The organism is Shewanella sp. WE21, assembly GCF_002966515.1.
GTDB lineage: Bacteria > Pseudomonadota > Gammaproteobacteria > Enterobacterales > Shewanellaceae > Shewanella > Shewanella oncorhynchi.
Genome location: NZ_CP023019.1, coordinates 4,618,256 through 4,644,885, shown reverse-complemented (window position 1 = coordinate 4,644,885; position 26,630 = coordinate 4,618,256). Strand labels below are relative to the sequence as shown.

General features: G+C 45.6%; 26 protein-coding genes. 6 read left to right on the top strand and 20 right to left on the bottom strand.

All coding sequences use genetic code 11. The features are described from left to right. The first annotated feature begins 45 nt into the window (after positions 1 to 45). Entirely contained in the window at positions 46 to 1,050 is a 1,005-nt protein-coding gene (locus tag CKQ84_RS20755; RefSeq protein WP_105252610.1) for a rhodanese-related sulfurtransferase, read from the top strand. Between the two features lie 337 nt (positions 1,051 to 1,387). Continuing rightward, the gene (locus tag CKQ84_RS20750; RefSeq protein ID WP_105252609.1) at positions 1,388 to 1,855 is read left to right on the top strand and encodes a hypothetical protein; all 468 of its coding nucleotides are present in this window, start codon (positions 1,388 to 1,390) and stop codon (positions 1,853 to 1,855) included. 166 nt (positions 1,856 to 2,021) lie between these two features. Here CKQ84_RS20750 and CKQ84_RS20745 read toward each other — a convergent pair whose 3' ends face one another. From CKQ84_RS20745 to CKQ84_RS20695, 11 genes are all read right to left on the bottom strand, one after another. Next, entirely contained in the window at positions 2,022 to 2,279 is a 258-nt protein-coding gene (locus CKQ84_RS20745; protein ID WP_105252608.1) for a DUF2897 family protein, read from the bottom strand. A gap of 45 nt (positions 2,280 to 2,324) precedes the next feature. Continuing rightward, positions 2,325 to 3,062 (bottom strand): 8-amino-3,8-dideoxy-manno-octulosonate cytidylyltransferase KdsB, encoded by a 738-nt coding sequence (gene kdsB / locus CKQ84_RS20740; protein ID WP_012197229.1) that lies wholly within the window; start codon positions 3,060 to 3,062, stop codon positions 2,325 to 2,327. A gap of 97 nt (positions 3,063 to 3,159) precedes the next feature. Next, complete coding sequence (kdnB, locus tag CKQ84_RS20735; RefSeq protein ID WP_105252607.1) at positions 3,160 to 4,230, bottom strand: 3-deoxy-alpha-D-manno-octulosonate 8-oxidase KdnB; 1,071 nt, start codon at positions 4,228 to 4,230, stop codon at positions 3,160 to 3,162. 20 nt (positions 4,231 to 4,250) lie between these two features. Further along, on the bottom strand, positions 4,251 to 5,438 hold the full coding sequence (gene kdnA / locus CKQ84_RS20730) for an 8-amino-3,8-dideoxy-alpha-D-manno-octulosonate transaminase KdnA (RefSeq protein WP_028760065.1): 1,188 nt from the start codon (positions 5,436 to 5,438) through the stop codon (positions 4,251 to 4,253). A 193-nt stretch (positions 5,439 to 5,631) separates the two neighbouring features. Next, positions 5,632 to 6,249 (bottom strand): carbonate dehydratase, encoded by a 618-nt coding sequence (can, locus tag CKQ84_RS20725; RefSeq protein ID WP_028760064.1) that lies wholly within the window; start codon positions 6,247 to 6,249, stop codon positions 5,632 to 5,634. Between the two features lie 298 nt (positions 6,250 to 6,547). Beyond that, entirely contained in the window at positions 6,548 to 6,985 is a 438-nt protein-coding gene (locus CKQ84_RS20720) for a phosphate ABC transporter substrate-binding protein (protein WP_105252606.1), read from the bottom strand. 10 nt (positions 6,986 to 6,995) lie between these two features. Beyond that, the gene (locus CKQ84_RS20715) at positions 6,996 to 8,174 is read right to left on the bottom strand and encodes a porin (RefSeq protein WP_105252605.1); all 1,179 of its coding nucleotides are present in this window, start codon (positions 8,172 to 8,174) and stop codon (positions 6,996 to 6,998) included. A 324-nt stretch (positions 8,175 to 8,498) separates the two neighbouring features. After that, a complete protein-coding gene (locus CKQ84_RS20710; RefSeq protein ID WP_105252604.1) occupies positions 8,499 to 9,329 on the bottom strand; it encodes an alpha/beta fold hydrolase in 831 nt (276 codons plus the stop codon). 112 nt (positions 9,330 to 9,441) lie between these two features. Further along, positions 9,442 to 10,155, bottom strand: coding sequence for a M15 family metallopeptidase (locus tag CKQ84_RS20705; protein ID WP_105252603.1), 714 nt, complete (start codon positions 10,153 to 10,155; stop codon positions 9,442 to 9,444). Further along, positions 10,149 to 11,288 carry a succinyl-diaminopimelate desuccinylase gene (dapE, locus tag CKQ84_RS20700; protein ID WP_173913231.1) on the bottom strand — a complete coding sequence of 380 codons (1,140 nt, stop codon included), beginning with the start codon at positions 11,286 to 11,288 and terminating at the stop codon, positions 10,149 to 10,151. Before dapE ends, CKQ84_RS20705 begins: the two co-directional genes overlap by 7 nt. Beyond that, on the bottom strand, positions 11,288 to 11,632 hold the full coding sequence (locus CKQ84_RS20695; RefSeq protein ID WP_105252601.1) for an ArsC family reductase: 345 nt from the start codon (positions 11,630 to 11,632) through the stop codon (positions 11,288 to 11,290). Before CKQ84_RS20695 ends, dapE begins: the two co-directional genes overlap by 1 nt. Positions 11,633 to 11,901: 269 nt before the next feature. Between CKQ84_RS20695 and CKQ84_RS20690 the strand changes: the two genes are divergently transcribed. Continuing rightward, on the top strand, positions 11,902 to 13,272 hold the full coding sequence (locus CKQ84_RS20690; RefSeq protein ID WP_105252600.1) for an MFS transporter: 1,371 nt from the start codon (positions 11,902 to 11,904) through the stop codon (positions 13,270 to 13,272). A 220-nt stretch (positions 13,273 to 13,492) separates the two neighbouring features. Here CKQ84_RS20690 and crr read toward each other — a convergent pair whose 3' ends face one another. From crr to CKQ84_RS20660, 5 genes are all read right to left on the bottom strand, one after another. Next, complete coding sequence (crr, locus tag CKQ84_RS20680) at positions 13,493 to 14,002, bottom strand: PTS glucose transporter subunit IIA (RefSeq protein ID WP_006081821.1); 510 nt, start codon at positions 14,000 to 14,002, stop codon at positions 13,493 to 13,495. Positions 14,003 to 14,073: 71 nt separating this feature from the next. After that, complete coding sequence (ptsP, locus tag CKQ84_RS20675; protein ID WP_105252598.1) at positions 14,074 to 15,777, bottom strand: phosphoenolpyruvate--protein phosphotransferase; 1,704 nt, start codon at positions 15,775 to 15,777, stop codon at positions 14,074 to 14,076. Between the two features lie 178 nt (positions 15,778 to 15,955). Continuing rightward, positions 15,956 to 16,213 (bottom strand): HPr family phosphocarrier protein, encoded by a 258-nt coding sequence (locus tag CKQ84_RS20670; RefSeq protein ID WP_028760055.1) that lies wholly within the window; start codon positions 16,211 to 16,213, stop codon positions 15,956 to 15,958. 28 nt (positions 16,214 to 16,241) lie between these two features. Next, positions 16,242 to 16,637: an ACT domain-containing protein gene (locus CKQ84_RS20665; protein ID WP_105252597.1), complete on the bottom strand. Its 396-nt coding sequence runs from the start codon at positions 16,635 to 16,637 to the stop codon at positions 16,242 to 16,244. A 208-nt stretch (positions 16,638 to 16,845) separates the two neighbouring features. After that, complete coding sequence (locus CKQ84_RS20660) at positions 16,846 to 18,483, bottom strand: methyl-accepting chemotaxis protein (RefSeq protein ID WP_028760053.1); 1,638 nt, start codon at positions 18,481 to 18,483, stop codon at positions 16,846 to 16,848. Between the two features lie 357 nt (positions 18,484 to 18,840). On the opposite strand from CKQ84_RS20660, the gene CKQ84_RS20655 reads away from it, so the two are divergent. Together CKQ84_RS20655 and CKQ84_RS20650 are read left to right on the top strand one after the other, a co-directional pair. Then, positions 18,841 to 19,569, top strand: a complete 729-nt coding sequence (locus CKQ84_RS20655; protein WP_105252596.1) for a DUF3334 family protein — start codon at positions 18,841 to 18,843, stop codon at positions 19,567 to 19,569. Positions 19,570 to 19,673: 104 nt separating this feature from the next. After that, positions 19,674 to 20,720: a LacI family DNA-binding transcriptional regulator gene (locus CKQ84_RS20650; RefSeq protein ID WP_028760051.1), complete on the top strand. Its 1,047-nt coding sequence runs from the start codon at positions 19,674 to 19,676 to the stop codon at positions 20,718 to 20,720. A gap of 117 nt (positions 20,721 to 20,837) precedes the next feature. Here CKQ84_RS20650 and CKQ84_RS20645 read toward each other — a convergent pair whose 3' ends face one another. After that, a complete protein-coding gene (locus CKQ84_RS20645) occupies positions 20,838 to 21,464 on the bottom strand; it encodes a PolC-type DNA polymerase III (RefSeq protein ID WP_105252595.1) in 627 nt (208 codons plus the stop codon). A 219-nt stretch (positions 21,465 to 21,683) separates the two neighbouring features. On the opposite strand from CKQ84_RS20645, the gene CKQ84_RS20640 reads away from it, so the two are divergent. Then, on the top strand, positions 21,684 to 22,841 hold the full coding sequence (locus CKQ84_RS20640; protein ID WP_105252594.1) for a cupin domain-containing protein: 1,158 nt from the start codon (positions 21,684 to 21,686) through the stop codon (positions 22,839 to 22,841). Positions 22,842 to 23,317: 476 nt separating this feature from the next. Here the strand turns inward: CKQ84_RS20640 and umuC are convergent, their stop codons facing one another. From umuC to CKQ84_RS20625, 3 genes are all read right to left on the bottom strand, one after another. Then, the gene (gene umuC, locus CKQ84_RS20635; RefSeq protein WP_105252593.1) at positions 23,318 to 24,592 is read right to left on the bottom strand and encodes a translesion error-prone DNA polymerase V subunit UmuC; all 1,275 of its coding nucleotides are present in this window, start codon (positions 24,590 to 24,592) and stop codon (positions 23,318 to 23,320) included. Next, positions 24,589 to 25,005 carry a translesion error-prone DNA polymerase V autoproteolytic subunit gene (umuD, locus tag CKQ84_RS20630; protein ID WP_254053190.1) on the bottom strand — a complete coding sequence of 139 codons (417 nt, stop codon included), beginning with the start codon at positions 25,003 to 25,005 and terminating at the stop codon, positions 24,589 to 24,591. Before umuD ends, umuC begins: the two co-directional genes overlap by 4 nt. A gap of 233 nt (positions 25,006 to 25,238) precedes the next feature. After that, a complete protein-coding gene (locus CKQ84_RS20625; RefSeq protein ID WP_105252591.1) occupies positions 25,239 to 26,630 on the bottom strand; it encodes an SLC13 family permease in 1,392 nt (463 codons plus the stop codon).

The window sequence follows — 26,630 nt, the reverse complement described above, 5'->3', positions numbered from 1 at the left end:
TGTTTATGCACTGGAAATTAAGTTCCAGCTAGCAAAGAGGGTGTTATGGCTAAAGTTGTCGTATGTGCGTTATATAAATTCGTGTCGTTACCGCATTTTGAATCTATCCGAGCGCCATTGCTCGCTATGATGGAACAGGCTGAGATTAAAGGCACTCTGCTCCTCGCAAGTGAAGGGATCAATGGCACAGTTGCTGGCACTCAAGAAGCGATTGAAGCGTTATTAGTGTGGCTTAATAGCCAAAATGGCCTAGATAATATCGTTCACAAGTTATCATTTGACGATGAAATGCCGTTCTACCGCACTAAAGTCAAACTGAAAAACGAAATCGTGACTATGGGCGTTGAAGGTATTGACCCACTTAAAGTGGTTGGCACCTATGTGAAGCCTCAAGATTGGAATGCGCTGATTTCTGATCCGGACGTGATTTTAGTCGACACCCGTAACGACTATGAAGTGCAAATCGGCACTTTCAAAAATGCCGTTAATCCTGTGACTGAAACCTTCAGAGAATTCCCTGAATATGTGAAGCAGAATCTTGATCCTGCTAAACATAAGAAGGTCGCCATGTTCTGTACTGGCGGTATTCGCTGTGAGAAATCAACTGCTTATTTAAAAGAGCAAGGCTTTGACGAGGTGTATCATCTTGAAGGCGGTATTCTTAAATATCTCGAAGAAGTCAAAGCGGAAGAAAGTTTGTGGGAAGGCGAGTGCTTCGTATTCGATAACCGCGTTGCAGTGAACCATGACTTGAAGAAAGGCCAATACGATCAATGTAATGCTTGCCGTATGCCAATCACCGAAGCTGAAAAACAGAGCCCTGCCTATGTGCAAGGTGTCAGTTGCCCACATTGTATCGATAAAATTTCTGACGAGCAGCGTAAACGTTTCGTTGAGCGTGAACGTCAAGTGAATCTGGCTAAAGCCCGTAATGAAGCGCATATCGGTAGCGATGTAAATCAAGTGATTGAAGCGCGCCGTGAGAAAAAAGAAGCGCAGCGTCGACTCGCCGCCGAGAAAAATAACGCGAAAAAATCGCAAGCGCTTTAACTTTATATGTCATTAGATGAGTAGTGAGTTAGTCATGAGTTTGCACTGAGCTTGTTTCTCACTCAGGCAGTTTTCACATGGCTCTCACAGTGAATATGGCTTGCACTCTGGCCCGACTCGTTCGGGTCATTTTTTTATGCCGATTTTAGTTTTAGTGTGAATGTGCTTTAACTCATTTTTAAACCATTATTTATCATAGCGCTATGCCGAAAACCTTAAATTTATGATAACTTTCAGTCGCTAGTATTAAAAACGTTAGTATTAACAACGCTAGCATTTCAAAAAAGTCGAGTGCTATATACGAAGGGAGCGATTCAGTGCAAGTTAGGCAAAGCGCATGAGCATTTGGAAAGAGCTATACGATATTTTCGATAAGGAACGCAGTCGCTGGCAGCAATCGAGCGCCAGTAAGCAGGCGATTGCCTTTGAATTAAAAGCCAATTTGGGTTTTCTGGCCGATGCGTTAAGCAGCGGTTTATCGCAAAGCGCGATCGCCAGCGGTTTAGAATGCAGTATTTTTGAGGCAAAACTGAAAGAGGGCGCAGCACTCACTGCGTTAAATCGCCGTAAAGTGACACTGAAATTTATTGGTGAATTTGCCGAGTTTAATAAATATGTCGGTAAAGAGAACGACGCTTTAGTCGAGAATGCTTACGCTAGAATCAAATCGCTGCAGAAGTTAGTTGCGGCTGAGCCCAATAAAAATCATGATCTTAAGATTAAATCCCTGTTTCGCTTTTTAGTCTTTTTAGTGGCGCACCTTGAGGAGCAGCCATTGAGTCGCACATCAGCGAAAAAAGCCTAAGGCTGATGAGTGGCATTGACTAGCTTGTTATTTGAGAGACAAAAAAGGCGCCTGTGGCGCCTTTTCTATGTTTGCGAGCGTCATTGCTCAGTGTTTATAGCAAAGTCTTTAAAAGGCGTGTTCAAGAGCCATCTTTAGACTCACTTTTTAAAAGCCGCCATTGAGTTTAGCCCCTAGGTGGCTCAGTTTTACTTTGATCTGCTTTATTGGGTTCTGAGTCCGCAGAACCTGGCTTATTTGAAGCCGCATCGGCATCATTGTCTGCTGCCGAAGGCTTCGCAGTACTTGACTTTATCTGCTTATCTTTACCATGTTGACCGAACTGCGGCAGTTTGAACTTAGCACTGTACTTCAACGCAGCAAGATTGCTGGCGATGACACCGACGATCAAAATAATAATGATCCAGACTTCTAAGGTCGACATACTCAGCTCCTGTTTCGAATTGACTCGCGCACACCTAACGGGCGATTAATCAACCGCTAAACGTTGCTCACATTTACGAATGTCTTCTGGCGTATCAACTTCAATAGAATCAAAGGCGCTAATGGCGATTTTGATCTTATGGCCGTACTCTAATGCACGTAATTGCTCGAGTTTTTCCAGATCTTCTAGACGACCTAATGGTAGGGCGGCGAAGGCCTGTACGAATTTGCGTGTATAAGCATACACACCTAAGTGTTTATAAACGGGGTAATCTTGAGTATCGCGGCCAAAAGGAATACGCGAACGAGAGAAATATAAGGCGTAGTTGTTGTTATCGAACACCATCTTCACATGCATAGGATCGTCAAGCTCGGCTTTATTGACGATTTCAAAGCCTAAGGTGGCCATTTCAAACTCACCAGGGTGACGCTCGAAGAGGCTGATGACTTGCTCGATAGAGGTTGGGTCAATAAGAGGTTGATCGCCCTGTAGGTTGATCACTAAGTCGTCATCTTTTAGTCCCAGTTGGTTTATTGCATCATTGATACGATCTGTACCCGAGGCTGCATCTGGGCTGGTCATGACTACTTTGCCGCCAAAACCTTCAACGGCCGCTTTAATGCGATCATCATCGGTAGCGACGTAAATATTGGTGAGGCCTTTGGCTAACGACGCGCGTTCATACACGTGTTGGATCATTGGCTTGCCGTTAATCGGGGCTAAGGGTTTGCCCGGGAAGCGGCTTGAACCGTAACGAGCCGGGATTAACAGAGTCACATTCATCAAATTATCCTACTTTTATCAAAAATATACAGTGTAGATATACAATGCATATAGACAAAAGGGCTCACAATTGAGCCCTTTTAACATGTGTTAGAGCTTAGATACGACGGAACAGGGCAGTCAACATTTCATCTGTGACTTTCTCTTCCCAACCCGCGCCGTAAACGTTAGCCCATAGTGGACCCATGCTCTTAGTCACGGCAACCATTTTCGCTATCGTTTCGTCTGGCAGATCTTTACAGATGTTCTTCGGCAGCGTGATGTTATGTTTCTTCATCATCAGACGGAACTCTTCAACACCTTCTGGATAGAATTCTTCTAACACGTCAAAGGCGATACAGTTGCCGATACCATGGTGGTAACCCAGGATGTAAGACAGACCGTAAGATACCGCATGACAGGCACCCACTTGGCTATACGCTATGCTCATACCGCCCATGAAAGACGCCATCATTAGCTTGTCGTCTTTTTCTACGTGGCCGTCTAAGTACACTTGGCGACATAAATCCATGGCTTTTTCAGCGTAGGATTTAGAGAACTCGTTTAAGAAGGTACCTTGTAAAGATTCAACACAGTGGATATAGCAATCCATACCTGTGTAGAACCATTGGTCCGTTTCTACGCCTTCGATTAACTCAGAATCCATGATGATTTGATCGAATACTGTGTAATCTGAGTTCAGGCCTAGCTTACGTACTGGACCACATAATACTGCGGTGCGTGACGCTTCTGCACCAGTACCAGAAATCGTTGGGATACCAATGTGGTGTACCGCTGGGTTCTTGATTAAGTCCCAACCTTGATACATAGCAGAGCCACCTGGGTTGGTCAGCATCAGCGATACCGCTTTAGCTACGTCCATGGTTGAACCGCCACCTAAACCGACGACGCTCACTGGCAGTTTGCTATTGAAAGCTTGAACTTGTTCAGTCAGGGCATCGATTTGAATTGTGCTTGGCTCTTCATCAACGTTAACCCAAATTACCATGTCTTGTGCTTTAGCTGGAATGCGGCCCTCAAGGGCTTTGCCTTGATGCACGTCATCGACTAAAAACACCACGAAATCGTCGGCGGTTTTACGTTCAGCAGCTAACACTTCATCCAATTGGACGAATGAGCCACGGCCGAAGATCATTTTTTCAACTACTTTAAAATTCTTAAAACTCATTGCAACAAACTCCCGTAGAATTATTGGGCAAATGCTTTCTTGATGTTTTCGATACGCTCGGCGATCTGAGCATCGGTCCAAGACAACTTGATGAGCATAGAAATCGTGCGGCTCATAATGGCATCGGATTTAGGCACAGAAACTTGAGTATAGTCAGGTCTGTCGGCGATTAATGTGATTGGCAACGCAGCAGATGCCTTAAGCTCCTGAATGTGTTTCCAGTTTTTCAAATAATGCCAGTTGTTTACATACCAGTAGAAGCAACCATCAACGCCGTTTTCAGCCAGTTTTTTGCTGATTTCTTGCGTGCGCGCTTCGGTTGGCAACATAAAGGTTAAGAAGCCAGCCGAGTCGCCTTCGGGATCTGGGATCTGGCGGAAGGTGACTTCTGGAATAGCGGCCATTGCATCTTTAATGGTCTTTTTGTTTTTACGTTGAATATCGATAATGGTATCGAGTTTACGTAACTGCGCTAACCCTAAGGCGGCATTCATTTCCGAAATACGGAAGTTCAAGCCAATGATAGGGTGTGACTCTGCGCCGCGGTCTTTACCAATATGGTCATGGCCGTGATCTGAGAACATGTGCGCGTTGTTGTAGATTTCTGTGTTGTTAGTGATCACAGCGCCACCTTCACCACAGGTGATGGTTTTGACTGAATCGAATGAGTAACAACCCACATCACCGATAGTACCTAGGGCTTGGCCCTTGTAGCTACCACCGATGGCTTGGCAAGCATCTTCTAAAATCAGTAAGTTATGTTTTTTACAGACGGCTTTGATCTCGTCCATCTTCGCCATAGAACCGCACATGTGCACTAAGTTGATGGCTTTAGTGCGTGGGGTAATCGCGGCTTCGATACCTTCTGGAGATAAACACAATGTCTCATCGATTTCGGCAAAAATCGGAATAGCGCCTGCCATAAAAATCGCTTCAACTGAGGCTACAAAGGTAAAAGGTGGCACGATAACTTCATCGCCAGCACCAATGCCTGCAGCCATCATGGCCGTTTGCAGCGCAGCAGTACCGCTTGATAAAAGGTGAGCATGCTTCACGTTCATCTTCTCGCAAAGCAGTTGCTCCATATCGCGCGTCTTCCAGCGATCATTACGCATATGGTCGAAGTTGTAACGGAAGGTAAAACCGTTTTCCATAACGTCAGCGACTTCCTGCTTCTCTTCAGGACCAAATAATTCAAAACCGGGCATGGAAGGTATCTCCTTAGAATTTGTGGCGCATAGGTCGCCTGCAATTAACTGGCGGATTATAACTGGCGTAATAGACCCTTGCGATGTTTTATTGCTGAAAATTGTCATGGAAAAAGAAAAACCTGCACAGCGGCAGGTTTTATCTGAGCATTGATGACACTCAGCGGGGTGTTGAAAGCCGACATTCAGGCTGTTAGCGTGGATTAGCTAAACCATGTTCACGGTCAACCGTGACATCTAAATCTGTCAGTAAACCGTTATCAATGCCGTAAATCCAGCCGTGTACCGCCACTTCTTGGCCGCGATCCCAAGCTTCTTGCACTATGGTTGAACTGGTCACATTAGCAACCTGCTCAATCACGTTTAGCTCGCACAGGCGATCAAAACGTTTGGCTTCGTCCATCTGTTGTAATTCTTCCTGATAAATACGATAGATATCACGTAAATGCCCGAGCCAGTTATCGATGAGTCCTAAGCGTTGCTGACCCATGGCCGCGCGCACACCACCACAGCCGTAGTGACCCACCACCATAATATGCTTCACCTTGAGCACATCGACGGCGTATTGCAGTACAGATAAGCAGTTAAGATCGGTATGGATCACCATGTTGGCGATATTACGGTGAACAAAGACTTCACCGGGCATAAGATCAATGATTTGGTTTGAGGGTACGCGACTATCTGAGCAGCCAATCCACAGGTATTCAGGATGTTGCTGTTTCGCTAATTGTTCAAAAAAATCAGGATTTTCTTGGCGTATACGTCCGGCCCAGCGGCGGTTATTGTCGAATAAAGGTTTGAGTAGTTTCATTTTAACCTATTGTTTTATTGACATATAAAATGTCTTCTCATGCTCTAATTCATGCAAGCAGCACATTTTTAGCAAGAGTATACCAGCAAATTTGGCTCTGCTGGTCTATCCAATTAAGGTTTGAATCAGGATATTGAAAAATCGAGATTATTTTTTCTTAATAGTACTGCAAATGGATAAGCCCTCTCTGAGGGTTCAAGAACCATTTGATAATGTGCTTGTTGTTTATATCGCGCTAATGCTGAGTGGAAACCTTGTCCGCCACAGGTTAAGGCGGACAAGGATGATGCAGTATGGGTTAGAACTTACTGATCACTTTCACGCTGTCGTTTACTTCGCTGACGTCAACAAATCCGATCATATTGGGATTGGCGGCAATCAATGCGAGCATTTCAGCGCTGGAGTCGACGACTTTGGGCGGTTGACCTTGGCCTGAAAAGACCAGTTTTGACCAATAGGCTTTTAACTGACTCTCGGTTTTATTAAGGATCTGTTTAACAAAGGCATCACGTGCGGGCGTACCTTCAGGTTGATCGAGTGCGACGACAGTACCACCACTGGGGAAAGACTTGAGTTTGCCTAAATAGATCCGTGAAATATCCGCAGCGCTAATTTCTGACGTATTAGAAGGATGCACCACGACGGCAATTTCGGCTTGAACACAGGCACTGCCAAATAGAAGCGCACTGGCGACTAAGGTTTTTATCATCAACCGAGAACTTATTAATAGTTTCATGCTTAACTCCTTAAAAAACTAAGTCTATTGCCATACTCAGCAACTGTTCATCGGAGGACGGTTTGTCGTTACTGTAGTTGGTGTACTCTAGTTTCAGTGCGGCAGAAGGATGGAAATCCCAGCGGGTGCCTATGATGTAGTAGGCGCTGTCTTCCTGCTGTGCTTCAAGCGCCGCTTGTGTTCCAAAAACAAGCGGTGCGAGTGCAGCTTGGTTTGCCGGTGGCAGACCATTGTAAACAGGTAACATAGCGTCATAGGCATCGTATTGGGGCTCACCTTTATCAATACCGTAGGTTAAGTGGAAGGTGAAATCGTGATAGCGGATCCCGCCGGAAACAAAGGCTGAATCTTGAATATTAAAGCTACTGGGATCGACATCAATTCGTGTGTATTCGGCCAAAATAAACCATTTTTCAGCATCATATTTAACATTCGCGCCAATGAGTAACGCGCTGTCATTAATCGGTAAAAGATCATCAACTACTTGCTGAGTAAAGAGTCCGGTTTGAGAAATTGCATTGCCTAAGCCAAGCAGTGCGGGTAATTCGTAGGAGAAATCGGTGACTATGCCAATATTTAAACCGTACTCAAACCCTGAGGTTACAAAGTTAAAGTTCATTATGTGGCCCTCGGCGGAGAAGGGCGCAGGAGGCGTTGATGAACCGGTAGGTGAGTAGTCAGAAACTGAAGTGGTAATGTATTTATAGGTCAAACCTACTTCGGTATCTCCCCATAAATCGGCATAAACTAAGCCTACACCTTCACCTGAATTAAATGGCAGTGAATAAACTCCGCGGGGCGGAGTGATCCAATGATAGGCATAGCCTACATCAATATAATCGGAGTATTTATAGAGATTAAAACGTTGGCGACCTGCCATAAGCATAAGTTTGTCGCTGATGTCATAGGAGATATAAGCCCATTCGAATTCAGCGCTATAATCGTTACTGCCTCTGGATAGCACTTGTGCAGTAGCTCTTAAGCCACTACCAAGATCGGCGGTAAATTGTAAGGCAACTTTGGAATCATTATTAAAATCGAGTTCTTTATCGTAACCATAATAGCTTTTATCGTCACTTAGACTCGAGCCCGCGACAATAGAGGCAAATCCATTTATTTGAACATCGGCATAAAGAGACGGCATATAAAGTGTGCTGAATACGCAGAGGGCAACTGTACTTTTTCTCATGGCAGAATACCTTGTTGAGGGAATACAGTATAAAGGTAGTTGATAATTAGTAGATTTCACCTTTGTGCAACATTTTTTAAGCCGATTGGAACAAAAACAAGGTCTTTACTTGTAATAGAGGTTTAACAGGTGAGTTTAATGAAACGAGGCGTGCTCAATAACAGACTTTAATAAAGTAAAGCCTAATGTATTTATCCATAAAATAGGAATTAAGTATGGGTGAGCAATATTGATATAAGCACATTTTGGTAACATGTACTAAGTAGAAATACTCATCTTCAAGATGCGAGTTTTCGCACCTTGAAGTGTAGATTTAGCAATTGATTAATAATGTTTAGCCAGAAAATCGGCTAAATGTTGGTTAATAAATTCCGCTTGTTCGAGAGTTGATATGTGTCCTGCCGCAGGAATATGCACAAGTTGGCTGCCGTCAATGGCATCACTCATCAGGTAACTTTCCAATACGCTGCGGGCCTTATCTTCCACGCCAGCCATGATGAGGCAGGGTAGCGTCAATTGCTCGGCGTATTCCATGGTATCGCGACGACCAAAAATCATTCGTCCAAGTTTAACTATCGTGGGGATTTGCTCCGCTGTGATACTAGCAAGTGACTGTTCAAAGCCCGTAACCAGTTCGGGAGTGTTATTTGCGGCATCATTGGCGAAGAATAAAGGTGAAATTGCACTGATCAGCGGCGCAGGGATCGCCTTAGCGGCGGTAATCATATCCAGCATGCCATCATATTTCGCACGGGTGACTTCGGGTTCGAAGCCGATAAAACTGTTGAGCATAACGAGGGTTTTAACTCTTGTTGGTGCTTTCAGTACCAATTCTGCGCCCCACATAGCACCGACAGATTGTCCGACAACACTAAAGTGACTTATCTCAAGAGCATCTATTAGCTCAAGCATTTGATCGGCAATATCGAGTAGCGTTTTGCAGTTATTGGGCAGTAAATCTGACTGACCATGGCCCCAAAGTTCAGGCACTATGCAGCGATACTGGGCGCTTAAGGTGGCAATTTGAGGCGCCCACATAGCGCTATCCCATAAATAACTGTGCCCAAACAACAATACAGGGCCTGAGCCGACATCAAGGTAACTTAATTTTCGATCGGCAATAACAAGCTGCTGACGGTGTGAAGAAAAATCCATAAAACCTACTTTATCAAATATATCATTGTGTTAAACCGCATTTTGGCGCCCATTTTGACGATATAACGCTAGGCTTAACCTGTGTTGACTGATCTTTGCGAGTATTTCGTGATTAGGGCTGAGCGATACGCAGCACGTATTCATCTATTAGATTGTCTAATCGGGCGAGTACTGCATCTTTTAGCAACATATCACTGTTTTCTAACAGGATTGCCAGTTCGGCACGATCGAATTGTGGCAACAATAACTGTGCTACAGGGAAATAGCTGATATGCCAAGGCTCAGGACTTACCGCACTTTGTCCCTGCTGAAACGGGAAGTAAAAGCCAAAATCATGGGCATTTTCTACCAGCCAAGCATGCAATTTAGCGCAGGGACCATCCTGAACATATTCAGCTTCAACAAGGCGCAGGGTTTTAACATCAATTTGAGCCGCATCGAACACATCGAGATCGGTACCCCAATGGTGGCGTGAAGCGCCGGGCAACGCCGACCAGAGCAAAATCAAGTCAACTATGGCATCGTCACTTAAGCCCTGTATATTGACCGGTAACTCATTGGTATCCAATACCGCGCGTTTACCGCTAGCCTTGGCATTCCAAATTGCCAGTTGCCGTTCAAAGGGACGATGAGCCGAGCAAATAGCGAGTTTTATGCCCGCATCTTCGGCTTTTGCAGCCATAGACTTAAAGGCGATAGCTGTGTTCTCCTCTAACCCAAAGCTATGATAACCAAGGTGATATGGGCTTAAATAATCCACCAATTCAGGGGAGCTTAAGCCGTAAAGCTTTGCGGTTTCGGGACGGATCTTCAGATGTGCTAACACAGTAATTGTTCCAAAATGACTTCATAACACAGGGCTAACTGCTCAAGGTCGTCCACTTTAACGCATTCATTCACTTTATGAATGGTGGCGTTGACAGGGCCAAGCTCTAACACTTTGGCACCCGTTGGCGCGATAAAGCGACCGTCTGATGTGCCGCCTGTGGTTTGCGGATCGGTTTCATAACCTGTGACTTGACGGATCGCGATACGGGTTGCATCTAATAACGGGCCATCACCGGTTAAAAATGGTAGGCCATTGAAAATCCAGCTGATATCGTAATCTAGCTCATAGGCTTTCAATAGAGTTTCAACTCGCTCAATCAAGATTTCGGCGGTCACTTCGGTGGAGTAACGGAAGTTAAACATCACTTCCAGTGCACCAGGGATCACATTCGATGCGCCCGTGCCGCCATTAATATTGGCGATTTGGAAGCTGGTGGGGGGGAAAAACTCATTGCCATTATCCCAGTGCATCTGACTTAGCTCAGCTAAGAAAGGTGCGGCTTTGTGGATTGGATTATCGGCAAGGTGTGGATAGGCCACGTGGCCTTGAATGCCTTTCACGGTTAAGTTGCCGGTTAAACTGCCGCGGCGACCATTTTTGACCACATCACCCAGCTTTAGGGTTGATGAGGGTTCGCCGACTAATGCCCAGGTGATCTTCTCGTTGCGCGCTTCTAAGGTATCAATGACTCGCGTCGTGCCGTTGATGAATGGACCTTCTTCATCGCTGGTGATCAAAAAGGCAATCGAGCCATGATGATCGGGATGTTTAGCCACAAAGCGTTCGGTGGCAATGATCATAGCCGCCAGTGAGCCTTTCATGTCCGCTGCGCCGCGGCCATATAAGTAGCCATCAATGATGGTGGGCACAAAAGGCGGCGTGTGCCAGCGGCTCACATCGCCCGTTGGCACAACGTCTGTGTGGCCCGCAAAACAAAAAACGGGGCCTTCATTACCACGGCGAGCCCACATATTGGTGGTGTCTTCAAATACCATAGGTTCGATATTAAAACTGATGGCGCTGAGTCTTTCAGCCATTAAGGTTTGGCAGCCTTCATCAAGCGGTGTCACCGAAGGGCGGGCGATCAGCGCTTTTGTCAGTTCTGTAACGGGATAATTGTCGGCAAGCATCATACTGAGAATACTCTTTTATAGGCGGCTTCATCAAAACCAATCAGCACTTGTTCACCGACGACTAAGACGGGGCGTTTGATCAGTGTCGGTTGCGTCAGCATAAGTTGAATGGCTTTGGTTTGATCGATATCGGTTTTATCTGCGTCACTGAGCGCACGAAAGCTCGTGCTGCGCTTATTGAATACGGTTTCCCAGCCTGAGGTGTTACACCAGAATTCGAGGTCTTCTTGACGTAGGCCGTCATCTCTAAAATCATGGAAATGAACTGGAAGTTGATGATTTTCAATCCATTTACGTGCTTTACGCACTGTATCGCAATTCTTAATACCGTAGAGGGTCAAAATGATGCTCCAGTGTGGATGGACGCTTGGCTTGCAAGCATTGATTTTGCTGGCATTGTGGCATTGTGCGTCGCATGTCACAAGTGGGATGTGTTGCCGATATCTGGTGATTAATAAAACGTTAATTTTCTAGAGATAATAATCGCTGGTGACTTGCTTTGGTTTGACTTTTTAACACTTGTCTAACTTAAGTGCCTTGTATATATTGTTTTTTCATTAAAATCAGTTTGATTTAAGCATTGAAGTCAATGCGCTTTTAAAGGATTAAGATGCACAGCGATGTTTCATTGCAGCGATTTAAGCAATTTCCGCGCTTGATGTGGATATTTTTGTTTGGGTCTTTTATCACCCGTGGCAGTTATTACATGGTGTGGCCATTCTTAGCCGTTATTTTATATGAAAAATTTGCGCTAAGTGCCACTGAGGTCGGCATGGTCTTGTCCAGCGCCGCGATTATTTCGGTATTTACGAGCTTTGTTGGTAGCTCATTGTCCGACAGAATCGGTCGTCATAAGCTGATGTACCTGACGGGCATTCTCTATATCATCTCGTTTTCGTTATTGGCTGAAGCCAATTCTGTCGAGGGGTATGTGGTCGTGATGACCCTGTGCTCTATGGCCACTTCACTGTGGCGACCGCTGACATCCGCCGCTATGGGCGACATTATTGCCGATCCTAAGACACGCGAATTGGCGATGCAGTCGCTGTATTTTATCGTCAACTTTGGCTGCGCCGTTGGCCCTATGCTGGGGGTATGGCTTGGTCTTACGGGCAAGCAATCCAGTTTCTACCTTACTGCAGTGGCCTTTGCCGTGTTGTTGGCCTTGTTATATTGGGGATTTAACCATCAAACCCGTCAGGAACTTGCTATGGCGGCTGGCGCCTCATCGAGTGACAATTTAAGTGGCGATACGAGTAGCAGTGAAAGTGACTTTGTAAATGACATGACAAGTGATGGTGTTAATCGTGGTGTGAATGGCTTATCGACTGATGCAGAGGCGAGCACGAAAAAAGCGGCAGTCGTGAGCCGTAAGCAAATTATCGCCATTCTATTGCAAGATAAACTGCTGCAATGTTTAATTTTTGCCAATATTTTGTGTATGTTCATTTATGCCCAAATGGACAGTTCGTTGATCCAATATCTTACTCGCGCAGGTGCGCCTGATTTGCTGACGTTAATTTCTGGCATGATTTTCACCAATGCAATGGTGATTATCTCCACCCAATTTTTGCTATTGAAACTCATGGCCCGTTTTCCGCTCGTCAAACGGATTCAAATCGGATTGCTATTACTGATCAGCTCACAAATCTGGCTGGCGTTTAATCCACTGGATCTATTTTGGGGCTGGATTGGTGCGATTGTGGTGATGAGTGTCGCCGAGACTATTTTGTTCCCCACTATGAATGTGCATATCGACCGCTTAGCCCCTGATCATCTTCGCGGCGCCTACTTTGGGGCTGCTTCATTCTATGACTTAGGATTTGCGCTCGCGCCCCTTGGAGGTGGCATCATATTGGATCATTTTGGCGGTCAGTGGCTGTTTTTGACAGGCGCTTTACTCTCGGTATTGGTGATTTATCTGTACAGTATTTTAGATAAATTGCCGCGCCCCGATTTTGCCATGTTCAAAGTAGATTAGTTTACTAGAGTCATGTAGCCGTTATTCGCAGGGAACGTGATGCTTAGCGTGAGGACGGCCAAAATAGATTCTCTCAAGCCTGTGTATCGGTGCAGCTTGGCGAATTCAAATACCGTGTATAGGCTTGGTTTTCAAAACTTAAAAGGCTGGCTCATGATGGTGAGTCAGCCTTTTATTATTCAGAAAACAACCGATAAACGATTTATTCGAAATGGTTAAATTAGAGCTGTACCGTAAAGATCACGTCTTTGCCTGCGGTGACACTGCCTTGGGCTTTGTCGAGGTATTTGACATCTTCCATGTTCGCCAAAACGACAGGAGTGAGTAGGCTGTCGACTTGGTCTTTTAGATAATCAATATCGAATGACAGGATAGGATCGCCGACTTTCACTTCTTGACCTTCCTGGGCTAAACGTTTAAACCCTTTGCCTCTCAGCTCGACTGTACCTACACCAAAGTGAACAAATAGCTCTAAACCTTGGGGAGACTCAATACTGAATGCATGATTTGTCTCAAAAATTTTACCTATGGTGCCGTCGATAGGCGCCAGAATTAATTCGCCTTTGGGGGCGATAGCGATGCCATCACCGACAATCTTTTCAGCAAAAACCACGTCGGGGACTTTTTCAATGGCGACAATATCCCCGGAAACGGGGGCATATACCATGATACCGCCAGCTAATTGAGTCTGGCCCGATACCAAGCGCCTTATTCGGCTTAAAAATCCCATAATCTAGAGCCTCTTTTGCTTGTTTTTGTCATTGTTTTTGTTCTGTAATGCAGCATAACGAATAAATGTCTCTATTTATAGCTTGTTATACACTGCTGTAAGTTTGCAATTCTATCTTGTTGTAATGCTGTGTGAGCTAATGCCGAAAATTGTGTGATGCTGCCTTGGCAAATAGCTGCTTTCACTTCTAAGAGTGAGCTTAAGTTAACACTGAGTTCGTCCAACCCCATGCCGATTAACAGTGGCGCAATTTGCGGTGAACTGGCGAGTTCACCGCACAGAGAAACTTTAACATTAGCGGCCTTAGCTTGGGTTATTGTCATGTTAATTAAGGCTAAAATGGCAGGCGAAAGGGACGGATAGTCACGGGTAAGCTGCGGGTTTGTCCTATCGGCGGCCATTGCATATTGGGTCAAATCGTTGGTACCAATGCTGACAAAATCGAGTCTTGGCAGCATAGCGTTGAGGTTGAATACCGCAGCAGGTGTTTCGACAACGATACCGTAGCTAAGTTCGCCATAGCCTTTCTCTTCTTCTTCCAAGGCATCTTGGCACTGGGCAATGAGTGCAAACACCTCGTCCAATTCTTCGACTTGATTGACCATAGGGAACATCAAACGGATCGGGCCATGGTTAGCGGCACGCAGAATGGCCCTCAATTGGGTTTTAAATAATTCTGGGTGCGCCAAGGTGTAGCGAATGCCGCGAAGACCCAAGGCGGGATTATCTTCAATTTCTTGGCATAAACAGGGTAGTTCTTTGTCTGCACCTATATCTAAGGTGCGGATGGTAAAGGTTTTACCGCCTAGGGCGTGCAATGCATCGCAATATAAGCTGTATTGGGCTTTTTCATCGGGCAGGGTGGCGACGTTCATCAACATAAATTCGGTGCGAAACAAACCTATTCCATCGGCGCCGACATCGCTGACATGGGTGATGTCATTGAGATTACCCACGTTTGCCATGAGTCCCACAGTATGACCGTCTTGGGTTTGCGCTGGGACATCCTTGTAAGTTTGAAGTGCTGCGCGCCTTGCTTGTTCATGGTGAAAGGTGACTGTGAGTCTTGCCTGTTGGTCTGGATTGGGATTGACACAAAGTTCACCCGCGAGTGCATCGAGCACTAAGGGCGTGCCGTTGGGAATAGAGTCTGCGTCGAACTGACAACTTAACATGGCTGGAATGCCGGCTGCTCTGGCTAAAATGGCCGTATGGCTCGTTAAACCGCCCGTTTTCAGTACAATACCGCAAAGGTTTTCCCGCGGCAGTAAGGCAAATTCGGCGGGGGTCAAATCCTGCGCTAATAAGATAGTGGGTCTATCGAGTTTTTCGAGTCCTTGAGCTAAATGGCCGTTTATTGCCGCGACGACTCTTTGGCCTAAACAGCGCACATCTAGGGCTCTATTGGCTAAATAGGGATCATCTAAGGATTGTAATTCATTGGCCTGATGGGCAAAAATACGTTCAACCGCCACACTTGCCGACAATTGTAAGGTGCGAATGGCATCGTTCACTTGCTCGATTAATTCATCGTCTTCTAATAACAATAAATCGGCTTCGATTAACTGATAATTTTCGGAGTCGCTGTCGAGTGCAGCTTGACTGTGGGTCAGTTGTGCCTGTAGTTCTTGCAAGGCTTTGGCAAATTTACCCTGTTGTTGAGGGATTTTAGACAGGGGAATAGGGCGATAATCGAGGTGATGTTCGGTGTGGAGCAGGTGAAGTGCCTGTCCAAAAGCAATTCCCGATGACACTATAATCCCCGTTATTGACATATCCCTTCCTAAATTAACCACTGAACTGAGTGTCCGTTAGCGATAGCGAGTCTAGTTGAGTGACGCTAAGCTTGTAAAGCGTTTGTATGTAAAGCATTAGCATGTCAAGACGGTCGAGACGAGTTTTTTGCGTGTCGGTTAAACCTGCCGATAAATGCACTTTAGCGCAAGAAAAGGCCTAGCTTAGGGTAATGAGCAGCTCAGAGACTTTCTCAACCGCGGCCTGTGCCTGTTCACCTTCGGCAAACACTCTTACCGTGACGCCAGAATATAAGCCTAAGGTTTGTAGCTTAAACAGACTCTTAGCACTGGCTTGCTTACCATTACACTCGACCATGACATCACAGTCAAAGGTTTTGGCTTCTTTAACCAGTAAGGCTGCTGGACGGGTGTGAATGCCATGTTTGGCGGTAATGGTGACTGTTTTTTCGTACATAGTAGATGAACTCATATTTAAAGGGGTATTACATTTCGTCTTTCGATTCTATGATGTGATAGTCCTGTTTTTTCAAGGCGGCGATGGCACTTTTGAGGCGATTATTTTTTACTAAAATGTAATCGGTATCAAAGGTCGAAATCGCAAAAATACTGATTTGTTCGTCCGCTAAGGTGCCAGACACTTTAGATAAAATGCCTGTCATCGAAAATCCCAGTGGCCCGAGTACTTCAAAGCAACACCAGCCCGGTTCTTGCTCTAGGCTGTCGAGTTCCATTTCACTGGAAACGACTAAAGATAAACCTTCTTGGGTCTTACCAATGAAATACATGTCCTGTGCAAAAACCTCACTGGGCAATACGGCATTCGGGCTAAAGCTATGAATTGTGTACTGTTCAGGGTGAACGGCTAAGGTCATTCGCATGGCAGTGTCTCGGTTGGATTTTTAAGGCTAAAGCATACCGCATATCAAACGTTAGCGTGACAGAGAATTTGTGGTTAATGGGATTTTGTCGTTGAAATTCATTGTTGGTGAGATAGCGGTTAACAAGCGTTACCAGAAGGTTTACCCAAAGAAAAGGGCGCCCTATGGCGCCCCAATCGACAAGTCATGCCGTTCTCATACACTTTAGTTAGATTTTAAACTGACCTAAGGTGCGGGACATGTCTTGGCTAATGTCTTGCAGTGACTGAGCTGCATGGCTATTACTTTCGTTAGCTTTTACTGAGACTTCGGTTAATTCCGAAATATTACAAATATTTCGATTAATTTCTTCGGTCACCAGTGATTGCTCTTCAGTGGCGCTGGCTAATTGTGTGTTCATGTCACTGATATGGGCAATCAATTGCAGAATCGCCGCCATGGCTTTACCCGCTTCGTGGGCTTGAGCCTGCAGCTCATCGGATTGCAGTTGAGTTTGATTGTTGCTCTTCATCACTGAGCCTACACCGGATTGGATCTCGCTAATGATTTTTTGGATCTCATTGGTCGAGTCTTGGGTGCGAGTAGCAAGGGCGCGGACTTCATCGGCAACCACGGCAAAACCACGGCCGTGGGTCCCTGCTCGAGCAGCTTCAATGGCGGCATTGAGGGCGAGCAAGTTGGTCTGCTCGGCAATGCTGCGGATCACATCGAGAATGCTACCGATTTGCTGTGAGGCGACGCCCAGCTTTTGGGTGATGACTTCAGAGGCTTTTAATTCTGCCACCAGTTTTTCTGTGTTGCTGACTGTGTTGTCGATTACGACTTGGCTTTGCTGCGCTTGTTCTTTTACGCTGTTCGCCGCATCGGCCGCTTGCTGGGTGTTGCTCGCCATTTCATGGGTGGTCGACAGCATTTGATTGACGGCTGTGGCGACGCTGCCTGTTTCTCTGTGGATATGTTCAGCACTCTGATTGGACTCTTCAACTGCAATCAAAAGCTGTTTTGCATCTTTATCTAATGCTTGGCCTAAAGGTTGTAAATGGCCGACCATGTCGCCAATTTTTTGGGCGAACATGTTGAAGGCGCGGGCGAGATGGGCAATCTCATCTTTACCTTGAGCATTAATGCGCTGACTTAAGTCGCCTTCGCCTTGGGCAATATCTTCAAGGGCATCAATAGCATCATTTAATGGTGAGGTGATGGAATGGTTAAGCACAAGGAAGAAGGCAAAAATCGGCACTGAAATCAAAAACATGATAATCAGATAGTCGATAATGACTGACTTTAAGCTAGCTTTGACATCGCTAAGATAGGCGCCTGTGATGACTGTCCAGCCCCATTGCGGGTAGTAACGGGCTTCAGCAAGTTTGTCTTCTATCGCACGGGTCATAGGATCGGCGATAGGGTATTCGAGGGTTGTTTTCGATTTAGCACGCGCTAATGGCAGCATAGTGGCTAAGGGATTTGTGCCATTAGGTAACTTGAAGGTTAATGCTGAGGTGCCAATAAGATTTGCGCTATCCCCGTGGGCGAGGATTTGATTATTATCATCAATAACAATGAAGTAGCCGGAACCTGAATAGCGAGTTTGATTGATTAAATCCGCGGCGATTTGTTTAGCTTCTGCTTCGCTAAACTTACCTTTGAGCGCATCCTGACGGTGCACATCTATCACGCTTAACATGCTGGCGAGCTGACCGTCTATCTGCAACCATTTCTGCTCAATTAAATTACTGTACTGCTCTTTAATTGAAAAACTGGCAAAACACACAGTCCCTATCGCGGCCATAAGGAGCATCATCATTAAGCGTTGCAAAATGGTAAACCGGCGCAAAAACGTGATCATTTGGATTCCTTAAGGACTTATTATTGTGCATCAATATACCTGCGAATCAATCTCAATTGAATCGTCTGTGACATAAATTAAGCAAAAGCCGTTATAAAATATGAGTTTCTTTGATCTAAAGCAGGGAATAGTGATAGGGAACTTTAATCTGTTGCATTATGGGGCATGTTCTTATTAAGTTATGCCGTTTTATAAGTCGCTTTATGTTGAAGGTTTTATCTGATCTATTAAATATCAATAAGTTAGCATTATGTTAATTTTGCCATCTTGCTATATTAGGCTAATCAATTGTTTTAATTTTGATTTTTTACGCTTTTACGCGCAAGATTAATTCATTATTCAGTTTGAGAATCGATTATGACCACAAATACTATCGTAACGTCGGATGATATTTTACTGAAGTTATGCCACTCAGTCGCCCACGTCCTTTCTAGCACCAGTGGCAGCAATGTTACCCATGCGGGTATGGTACAAAGTATTGCGCGTACTCGTCTTAAACCTGATCTCGGTTGTTTCTCGATTTTCGACGGTGGTTTTTCAGGGCTGGTTGTGATCAACTTTTCAGCCTCTGCAGCGATTGAAATCTACCGTCGCTACATGCTGAACATGGGCATGCCTGAGTCTGAGCTCGCGTTTTCGCATACGTCAGATGAAGTGAGTAATGTGATGGGCGAACTGATGAACCAAATTCTAGGGGATTTTATTAATAAAATTTCTAAAGAATTGCAAACATCCATCAGCCAAAGCCAACCAAAAATGTTAACGATTAATAAAGAGTTAACTATATCAATCGACGCTAACTTAGACGATGCGGTTGCCCGTAGAGTGTCGTTTAGGACAGAGAATAACCATATTTTCTACCTCGAGTTTGCCATGGACAAAACCGAATTCATTCGCTTAGATGAATTTGTCTACGATGAAGAATTCGATCCCGATAGTCTGTTAGAGCAGCACAGTTCGATTGGGGGAAATAACGACTCAAATTCGAATGTTTCGCCTTGGGTTAAGATGGCCGATAAACCCGCCATTGCGACTCGTGCCATTGATAATGAAGCCGATGATTTGCTCGATCAGCTCGGCATTTAAGCAGAGTCTCTAATGTAAGACGGATGTTAACGCATTCGTCTATACAAGTGGGTGGAACTGTTTTAGTATCGACGCAAAATAATAACTAAGGTTAAATCCTCTTTATGGCATCGAAAGCGACCTCGATTGATATTGCTTATCGTGCTGGCGTATCCCAGTCAACGGTTTCCCGTGCCCTTAGAAACAGCCCGCTAGTCAATTTAGAAACTCGCCAACGTATTCAAACCATTGCCAAAGAGCTGAATTATAAGGTCGATAAAAATGCCAGCAATCTTCGCACCCAAAATAGCCATACCTTAGCGCTGTTATTGTGTGAAGACCCCACCAACGATGACTCGTTAATCAATCCTTTTTTCCTGTCTATGCTTGGCTCCATTACCCGAGCAACGGCGCAGCAAGGTTATGATTTATTGGTTTCTTTTCAGCAATTGTCCAGCGATTGGCACGCCGATTATGAAGACAGTAATAAAGCTGACGGCATTATTTTGCTCGGTTACGGCGACTACATGGACTACGAGCAAAAGTTGGAGCGATTGCTCGCGCAGAATACTCATTTTGTGATCTGGGGTGCTGAGCATAACAATAAGTCAGTACTATCGATTGGTTGTGATAATCATCAAGGCGGCTTGATTGCAACAGAGCACTTGATTTCCCTTGGTCGTAAAACTTTTGCCTTTTTAGGCGATGCCTCGAGCCACAGCCCTGAGTTTAGGGACAGATATTTAGGCCATGTGAAAGCGCTGCAAATGGCGAATATTGCAGTCGATCACACTAAGCAAGTGTCGGCAATTAGCACTGAAAGTGCTGGTTACGATGCGGCTATGGCATTGATGGCCAAAGGCGCACAGTTTGATGCTATTTTTGCTGCTAGCGATCTGATTGCCATTGGTGCTATTCGTGCGCTGAAAGAGAAGGGCATTTCAGTCCCAGAACAAGTTGCAGTGGTGGGATATGATGATATTCCGGTGGCGAGTTTTGCCAATCCGCCATTAACGACCATTAAGCAGAACACCCAATTAGCCGGTGAAATCTTAGTCGACAGTGTACTCAAACTTATCCGCGGACAAGAGGTGAGTGCGCAGCTTATTCCGACGACCTTAGTGGTTCGCAGTTCCTGCGGCATTGATAGCGCGCCGCTTAAGCCGTTATAGATGGGTCATTATTGCTAGGAGCTTGCTGTTTTTTGCTGGCAAGTCGTTGAGCACTTAATTTGCTTATTGAAACATCGCCGATAATCCTTGGATTTATCGGCTTTTTGCTTTTTGGGATCACTTAACCGCATATTGACGTAAAAACTTCGGCACATCTGCTTTGGTTTTCTTGGCGATTTTTTGTAGTAACTCGAAGGTGGGAGCATTGAGACCGAACTCTTGCTGAAGGTCTGCCAGCATTGCCAGCCACAAATGGCCAGTCATTTCGGCATCGGCTAAGGCGCGGTGAAAGGTGCCATCGCTTGGTAACTGTTTATAGCGCACTAAAGTACCTAACTGATGATTGGGTGCCGCTTGATATAAACGTCTTGCCACTAGCAAGGAGCAACCAAATTGTCCTCGATAGCGATGGCGAATTTGGGCAAATTCCGCGTCTAAAAAGCGCTGATCAAATGCCGCATTGTGGGCGACTAAGTTATGATCGGCGATAAAGTCGGCAAAACGCGCCATCACTTCATTGCAGGGCGCTGCATCCCTGAGCATTTGATTGCTGATCCCTGTGTAGTCCTCAATAAAACGACTTATTCTAAATCCTGGGTTCATCAACTCTGAAAATCTTTGGGTGATCACGCCGTTTTCAATCAGCACAGCTCCGATTTCAATCGCGCGGTCCCCTTGATTGGGCGATAGCCCTGTGGTTTCAAAGTCGAGCACGACCAAAGTGTTAGCTGCAGATGTAGGCATAGATCTTATGTGGACTCTATAAATGATGTGTCAGCATTGCCGTCTTTGACAGCGCAACGCTTTTAGATAAGCCGATTGTAATTCAATACGTTAGTAAATTCACTATCACATTAACGCTGATAAAAGACTTAATGCTTTGTTGATCCGGTCGAGCTTTCTTGGTTTCGCTTCCTGTTAGCATTTACCTCTATGAATAACAGTTTGGTTTGTGAGCAACCCATGCAACTCGATATTAATGGCTTAACGCCCGCGCAATTTTTAGCAGAATATTGGCAGAAAAAACCTTTGGTTATCCGCCAAGGATTCAAACATTTTCAAGATTTAATCTCGCCCGAAGAGTTAGCCGGCTTAGCCATGGATGAGCTGGTGGAATCTCGGCGAGTGTACCAACAGGCAGGGCAATGGCAGGCTGAATTTGGCCCTTTTGATTCCTACGATCATCTCGGTGAACGGGATTGGACTTTGATCGTGCAAGCCTTGAACAACTGGGTGCCCGATGCAGAAGCCCTGATCCAATGTTTTGATTTTATTCCGCGCTGGCGTTTAGATGATGTGATGGTGAGTTTTGCCACTCCTGGCGGTGGCGTGGGGCCGCATATCGATCTGTATGATGTGTTTATTTGCCAAGGTTCGGGACGTCGCCGCTGGCGCGTAGGCGATCTGGGGCCGCACAAAGAGTTTGCCGCCCATCCCGCTTTGCTGCACACAGAAGCTTTTGAACCGATTATCGATACTGAGTTATTGCCCGGCGACATCCTTTATATTCCCCCAGGATTCCCCCATGACGGTATAACCTTAGAACAGTCTTTAAGTTTTTCAGTAGGTTATCGCACAGCTTCCGCCAAAGATATGGTAAGTGCTTTGGCCGATCATCTGTCTGAGCAAGATTTAGGCGCACAGCAGATTGAAGATCCAGACCGCGAGCTGACAACGCGCAGTGGTTGTGTCGATAATCGCGATTTAGCGCGGTTACGCACGCAACTGACTAATATGTTAACCGATGAACTGGTGAGCGAGTTTTCGGGCCGCTATTTAACTCAATCTAAATGCGCCCTCGATTTACCCGATGAGCCGTTGGACATCACGCAAGACGAAGTGCTCGCTTGGCTCGATGAGCAACCGCTTATTCGCCTCGGCGGACTGCGTTGTTTGTATTTTGATATCAATGTGGGACAAGGCGTTGTGTATATTAATGGTGATAAGTATCTGCTTTCAGCCGAATTGGCCGAGGTGATCCCACTACTATGTGATAGCAATCAGTTAGATAAAACCGCCTTAGCCCCCTGGTTAGCCGATGCCGATTTGCTTACGCAGCTGACTGAGTGGGTGAACCTCGGTTACTGGTACTTTGAAGACCTGAGTGATGAAGAGTGTTAAGGCTGAGATAATAGGCAAAGCATGATGGATGTTGATACTATTTTAGCGCTAACGCCGATGGATTTTAGTGTTAAGTCGGTTTTGCAATCGTTGGATTATAGTGTTGGATGCATTCTAGTGTTAGTTGAGATTTAAAGCAGAATAATGTTGAAAGCCGCATCTACGTTCAGGGCAAGCTCATGCTTGCCCTTGCTTATCTTTTTAAGATTGCGAAGACTTGCAAGTCTGCTTTATTGCCTTAGTTGTCTCTCTACTGCGTTCATTGCCTTGTCATTTTTAATGTTAAACATTGTTTTTTTTTAAATTATTTTACCAAGCGAGATGAGTTTTGCTGGCACAGTCTTAGTGAGATGGATTTAGGCCGATAAGCCTATTCTGATTAATATCGTCAGGAGTGGAGTGAGCTTCACTGAATAACCAATGCTTAGAGTATTAATGCGATTCGCAGATGGTCATTTAGCCACTGGATTTGCTGATTATTTCACTATGGGCAGTTGTGCCCATTGGGTGGTGTAACGAGGGGAGAGCAGTTCACGTTTTATCCCCCAAGTTGGGTCAATACCTTGTCCTGCAAACCAAATTTTTCCGCGGCCGCTGTGGTTCACTTTATCGAGTAACTGCATCAGCTCCTTGCTTTTAGGCCTAGGCGTGACGTCATCGAATAATCCGAGCTGAAACACGCCTGCACCAAAAAAATCCCCTAACATGACACCAGCTTTTACATAAGCATGACCTTCACGCCAAATGCGTTGCAATAGGCTTTGGCCAAGGGTGACAAAATCCCGCGTATCATTGCTGGGCCGAACTAAACTGCCCGACAGCGATTTGCTGTACTGGGGAGTCATATCGCTAAAAGGACTAGTACGCACAAATACCGACATCGCTTTAGCGTATTGGCGCTCGGAGCGCAGTTTTTCACAGGCCCTAAAAGTGTATTCATTGATTGCCTGTTGCATCGTTTCCAAGTTATCAATACGACTACCAAAGGAGCGGGAGCTGATAATTTGTTGCTTAGTGGCGGCGACCTCTTGTATGTCATCACAGGCAATGCCGTTAAGTTCGCGTACTGTGCGCTCAACGGTGACCGAAAAGGTATCGCGGATAAGTTTGGGATGCGCATCCGCCAATTGCAGCGCGGTATTTATGCCCATGATGTTCAAGCGTTTCGTAAGCCTACGGCCTATTCCCCAGACTTCTTCGACAGGGATAAGCGCCATGAGTCGTCGTTGGCGTTCACGGTCGCGCAGATCAACCACGCCCCGGGTTGCTGGATAACGCTTAGCAGCATAGTTTGCCAGTTTGGCGAGGGTCTTTGTCGGCCCAATGCCAACGCAAACACTGATCCCTGTCCATTGCGGTATTCGCTGATAAATATTTAATGCAAGCTGATGAATATCGGTGCATTTATCGATGCGTGATAGATCTAAAAACGCTTCATCAATACTATACACTTCTACTTTCGGCACCATTTGCTCTAAGGTGGTCATCACTCTGTTTGACATGTCGGCATAGAGTGCATAGTTGGAGGAGAATACCGCAACCTGATGCTGGCGGAGTTGGTTTGCGATTTGATATACAGGCACCGCCATTTTGATGCCAAGTTGTTTTGCCTCTACGGAGCGGGCGACGACGCAGCCATCGTTATTGGATAACACCACAATCGGCTTACCAACCAAATCAGGCCTAAACATCCGCTCACAGGAGGCATAAAAATTATTACAATCGACGAGGGCGAATAGTGAGGGCGTCATTTGAGCGTTTTCACCACGTTGGTCACTACCCCAAAGATGTTTAACTCAGACTCATCATTGATGGCGATCGGGGAGAATAAGGCATTACGTGGTAGCAATTGCACCACAGGGCGTAGCTGTAATTGCTTTACGGTAAACTCACCGTTCACCGCTGCGACAACGGTATCACCGTGGGCTGGCTGTAGTGAGCGATCCACCACCAAAATATCACCGGAGAAAATCCCCGCTTCGATCATCGAATCCCCTTGGACTTTGACAAAAAACGTGGCGGCAGGATGTTTGATGCATAACTCATTGAGATCTAATGTTTGTTCTACATAGTCTTGGGCCGGTGACGGAAATCCTGCGGCAATCAAGGAGCTAAATAACGAGAGCTGATATTGGGTATGTTTGGCGAAGCGGCCTAGAAGCATCATAATAAATCACAATATACTGTACATATAAACAGTATAGTCTAACTATGAAGCTTATCGAAAGAATTTATGTGGGGAGAGTTATGTTATCGACCCAAGCGCTGTCGAGTGCTGAGCAATTGATGATGGCTGTTCTAAAGCACCCTTGACGGCTTGAATATCGCTAAGGGTGAGCGTTTCGTCCATTTAATTCAGTTAACGCACTTTAGTTAACCCGCTTTAGTTAACGCAATTTAGTTAATCCAACCGAGCCATAGCCACCACAGATAATCCAGTGGAATAAGTGCAACTAGAGTTATTGCCGCTAGAGGTAAGGTGATGCGAAGTAGTTTAGTTAATGGCTCTTGGGATAATTGCATCGCCAAAATCAAAGGAGCCACCTGATAAGGAAAAATCACGGTTGAGAAACCGATCACCTGCGTCATTAATACCGCTGGGGTGGAGAAGCCAGTTGCATTGGCAAAGTCTGCCGCCATGGGGGATAACACAGTCGGCACGCCTGGAACCGTTGCCACTAACCCCGTTAGCGTCGCGATTAACGATAACGACATAAAATTCATGAACGATGCCCCTTGCTGCAAGGGTAACCATTCACTGAACAGTTGACCTAGCGCAGTGCCGAGCCCGGAGTGATTGACCAATGCTCCCAGACCTAAGGCCGCCGCGACAAAAATGACGGTCGACAAATCCACTGAACTATTAAAACTCTTAGGCTCAAGCACTCCCCATTTTGGGAGCAATAACAAGATAGCCGTTGTTAATCCTACCCAAGCGGGATTGATGCCGTGCAGCGAGTCAGTCACCCAAAAGAGCAAAGTAATAGCCAGTAACAGTGCAACTTTCTTTTGCATACCAAGGTTATAAGCTTCTTTTTCAATAACGCGTTCAGGCTGGTTGTTATCAATTTTTGCAGGAAATAGGAAAACGACTAGCGCCACAATCAATATTGATTTGAGTAAGCCAAGGATTGGAAAATGCAATAAGAGATACTCAGTATAACCAAAGTGGATATTGAATAGATTCTCACTGGAACCCGCTAATATCATGTTGGGAATATTCGCGGGCAACACGGCAAAACTGGGCATGTTACACGCCAGTGCCAGGGCGGTCGCAATGCCTATCCGCCCATGGCTACCACGAGCAAAACCGACTTGCTCGGCTAACGCCATACCAATAGGCACCAGTACCACTGCACGGCCAACGGATGAGGGCATCACAAAGCCAAGCAGCACGGCACTAAAGACCAAACCCGCAATTAAGCGTGGATAACTTGAGGTCAGTATGGGGGCAATCAAACTGGCCATTCTGCGACTTAAACCTGACTGAGTGATTGCACTGCCGATCACAAACCCCGAAATGATTAACCACACCGCAGTTGAGCCGAATCCGGAGAAAAGTATACTCGGCTCAATGAGTTTAAAAATGGTGGCAAGGGCAAAAAAGATTAACCCCGCCATAAAGGGCGGGAAGAAACCTGTGCTCCAAAACATCAAGGTCACTAACACTACGCCTGCGCTGTAGGAAAACACCGCGGGATGCTGACTTAGCGGAAAAAGCGCAAGTAAAGTAGCGATCAACAGTGCACTGAAAAACGCTAGCTGTTTAACGCCAATAAAACGTTTCAT

What these genes read in the sequence shown, in the direction of transcription:
- CKQ84_RS20755 (WP_105252610.1), top strand. Translation starts at nt 46, where the DNA reads ATGGCTAAAGTTGTCGTATGTGCGTTATATAAATTCGTGTCGTTACCG.
- CKQ84_RS20750 (WP_105252609.1), top strand. Translation starts at nt 1,388, where the DNA reads ATGAGCATTTGGAAAGAGCTATACGATATTTTCGATAAGGAACGCAGT.
- CKQ84_RS20745 (WP_105252608.1), bottom strand. Translation starts at nt 2,279, where the DNA reads ATGTCGACCTTAGAAGTCTGGATCATTATTATTTTGATCGTCGGTGTC.
- kdsB (WP_012197229.1), bottom strand. Translation starts at nt 3,062, where the DNA reads ATGAATGTGACTCTGTTAATCCCGGCTCGTTACGGTTCAAGCCGCTTC.
- kdnB (WP_105252607.1), bottom strand. Translation starts at nt 4,230, where the DNA reads ATGAGTTTTAAGAATTTTAAAGTAGTTGAAAAAATGATCTTCGGCCGT.
- kdnA (WP_028760065.1), bottom strand. Translation starts at nt 5,438, where the DNA reads ATGCCCGGTTTTGAATTATTTGGTCCTGAAGAGAAGCAGGAAGTCGCT.
- can (WP_028760064.1), bottom strand. Translation starts at nt 6,249, where the DNA reads ATGAAACTACTCAAACCTTTATTCGACAATAACCGCCGCTGGGCCGGA.
- CKQ84_RS20720 (WP_105252606.1), bottom strand. Translation starts at nt 6,985, where the DNA reads ATGAAACTATTAATAAGTTCTCGGTTGATGATAAAAACCTTAGTCGCC.
- CKQ84_RS20715 (WP_105252605.1), bottom strand. Translation starts at nt 8,174, where the DNA reads ATGAGAAAAAGTACAGTTGCCCTCTGCGTATTCAGCACACTTTATATG.
- CKQ84_RS20710 (WP_105252604.1), bottom strand. Translation starts at nt 9,329, where the DNA reads ATGGATTTTTCTTCACACCGTCAGCAGCTTGTTATTGCCGATCGAAAA.
- dapE (WP_173913231.1), bottom strand. Translation starts at nt 11,288, where the DNA reads ATGCTTGCCGACAATTATCCCGTTACAGAACTGACAAAAGCGCTGATC.
- CKQ84_RS20690 (WP_105252600.1), top strand. Translation starts at nt 11,902, where the DNA reads ATGCACAGCGATGTTTCATTGCAGCGATTTAAGCAATTTCCGCGCTTG.
- crr (WP_006081821.1), bottom strand. Translation starts at nt 14,002, where the DNA reads ATGGGATTTTTAAGCCGAATAAGGCGCTTGGTATCGGGCCAGACTCAA.
- ptsP (WP_105252598.1), bottom strand. Translation starts at nt 15,777, where the DNA reads ATGTCAATAACGGGGATTATAGTGTCATCGGGAATTGCTTTTGGACAG.
- CKQ84_RS20670 (WP_028760055.1), bottom strand. Translation starts at nt 16,213, where the DNA reads ATGTACGAAAAAACAGTCACCATTACCGCCAAACATGGCATTCACACC.
- CKQ84_RS20665 (WP_105252597.1), bottom strand. Translation starts at nt 16,637, where the DNA reads ATGCGAATGACCTTAGCCGTTCACCCTGAACAGTACACAATTCATAGC.
- CKQ84_RS20660 (WP_028760053.1), bottom strand. Translation starts at nt 18,483, where the DNA reads ATGATCACGTTTTTGCGCCGGTTTACCATTTTGCAACGCTTAATGATG.
- CKQ84_RS20655 (WP_105252596.1), top strand. Translation starts at nt 18,841, where the DNA reads ATGACCACAAATACTATCGTAACGTCGGATGATATTTTACTGAAGTTA.
- CKQ84_RS20650 (WP_028760051.1), top strand. Translation starts at nt 19,674, where the DNA reads ATGGCATCGAAAGCGACCTCGATTGATATTGCTTATCGTGCTGGCGTA.
- CKQ84_RS20645 (WP_105252595.1), bottom strand. Translation starts at nt 21,464, where the DNA reads ATGCCTACATCTGCAGCTAACACTTTGGTCGTGCTCGACTTTGAAACC.
- CKQ84_RS20640 (WP_105252594.1), top strand. Translation starts at nt 21,684, where the DNA reads ATGCAACTCGATATTAATGGCTTAACGCCCGCGCAATTTTTAGCAGAA.
- umuC (WP_105252593.1), bottom strand. Translation starts at nt 24,592, where the DNA reads ATGACGCCCTCACTATTCGCCCTCGTCGATTGTAATAATTTTTATGCC.
- umuD (WP_254053190.1), bottom strand. Translation starts at nt 25,005, where the DNA reads ATGCTTCTAGGCCGCTTCGCCAAACATACCCAATATCAGCTCTCGTTA.
- CKQ84_RS20625 (WP_105252591.1), bottom strand. Translation starts at nt 26,630, where the DNA reads ATGAAACGTTTTATTGGCGTTAAACAGCTAGCGTTTTTCAGTGCACTG.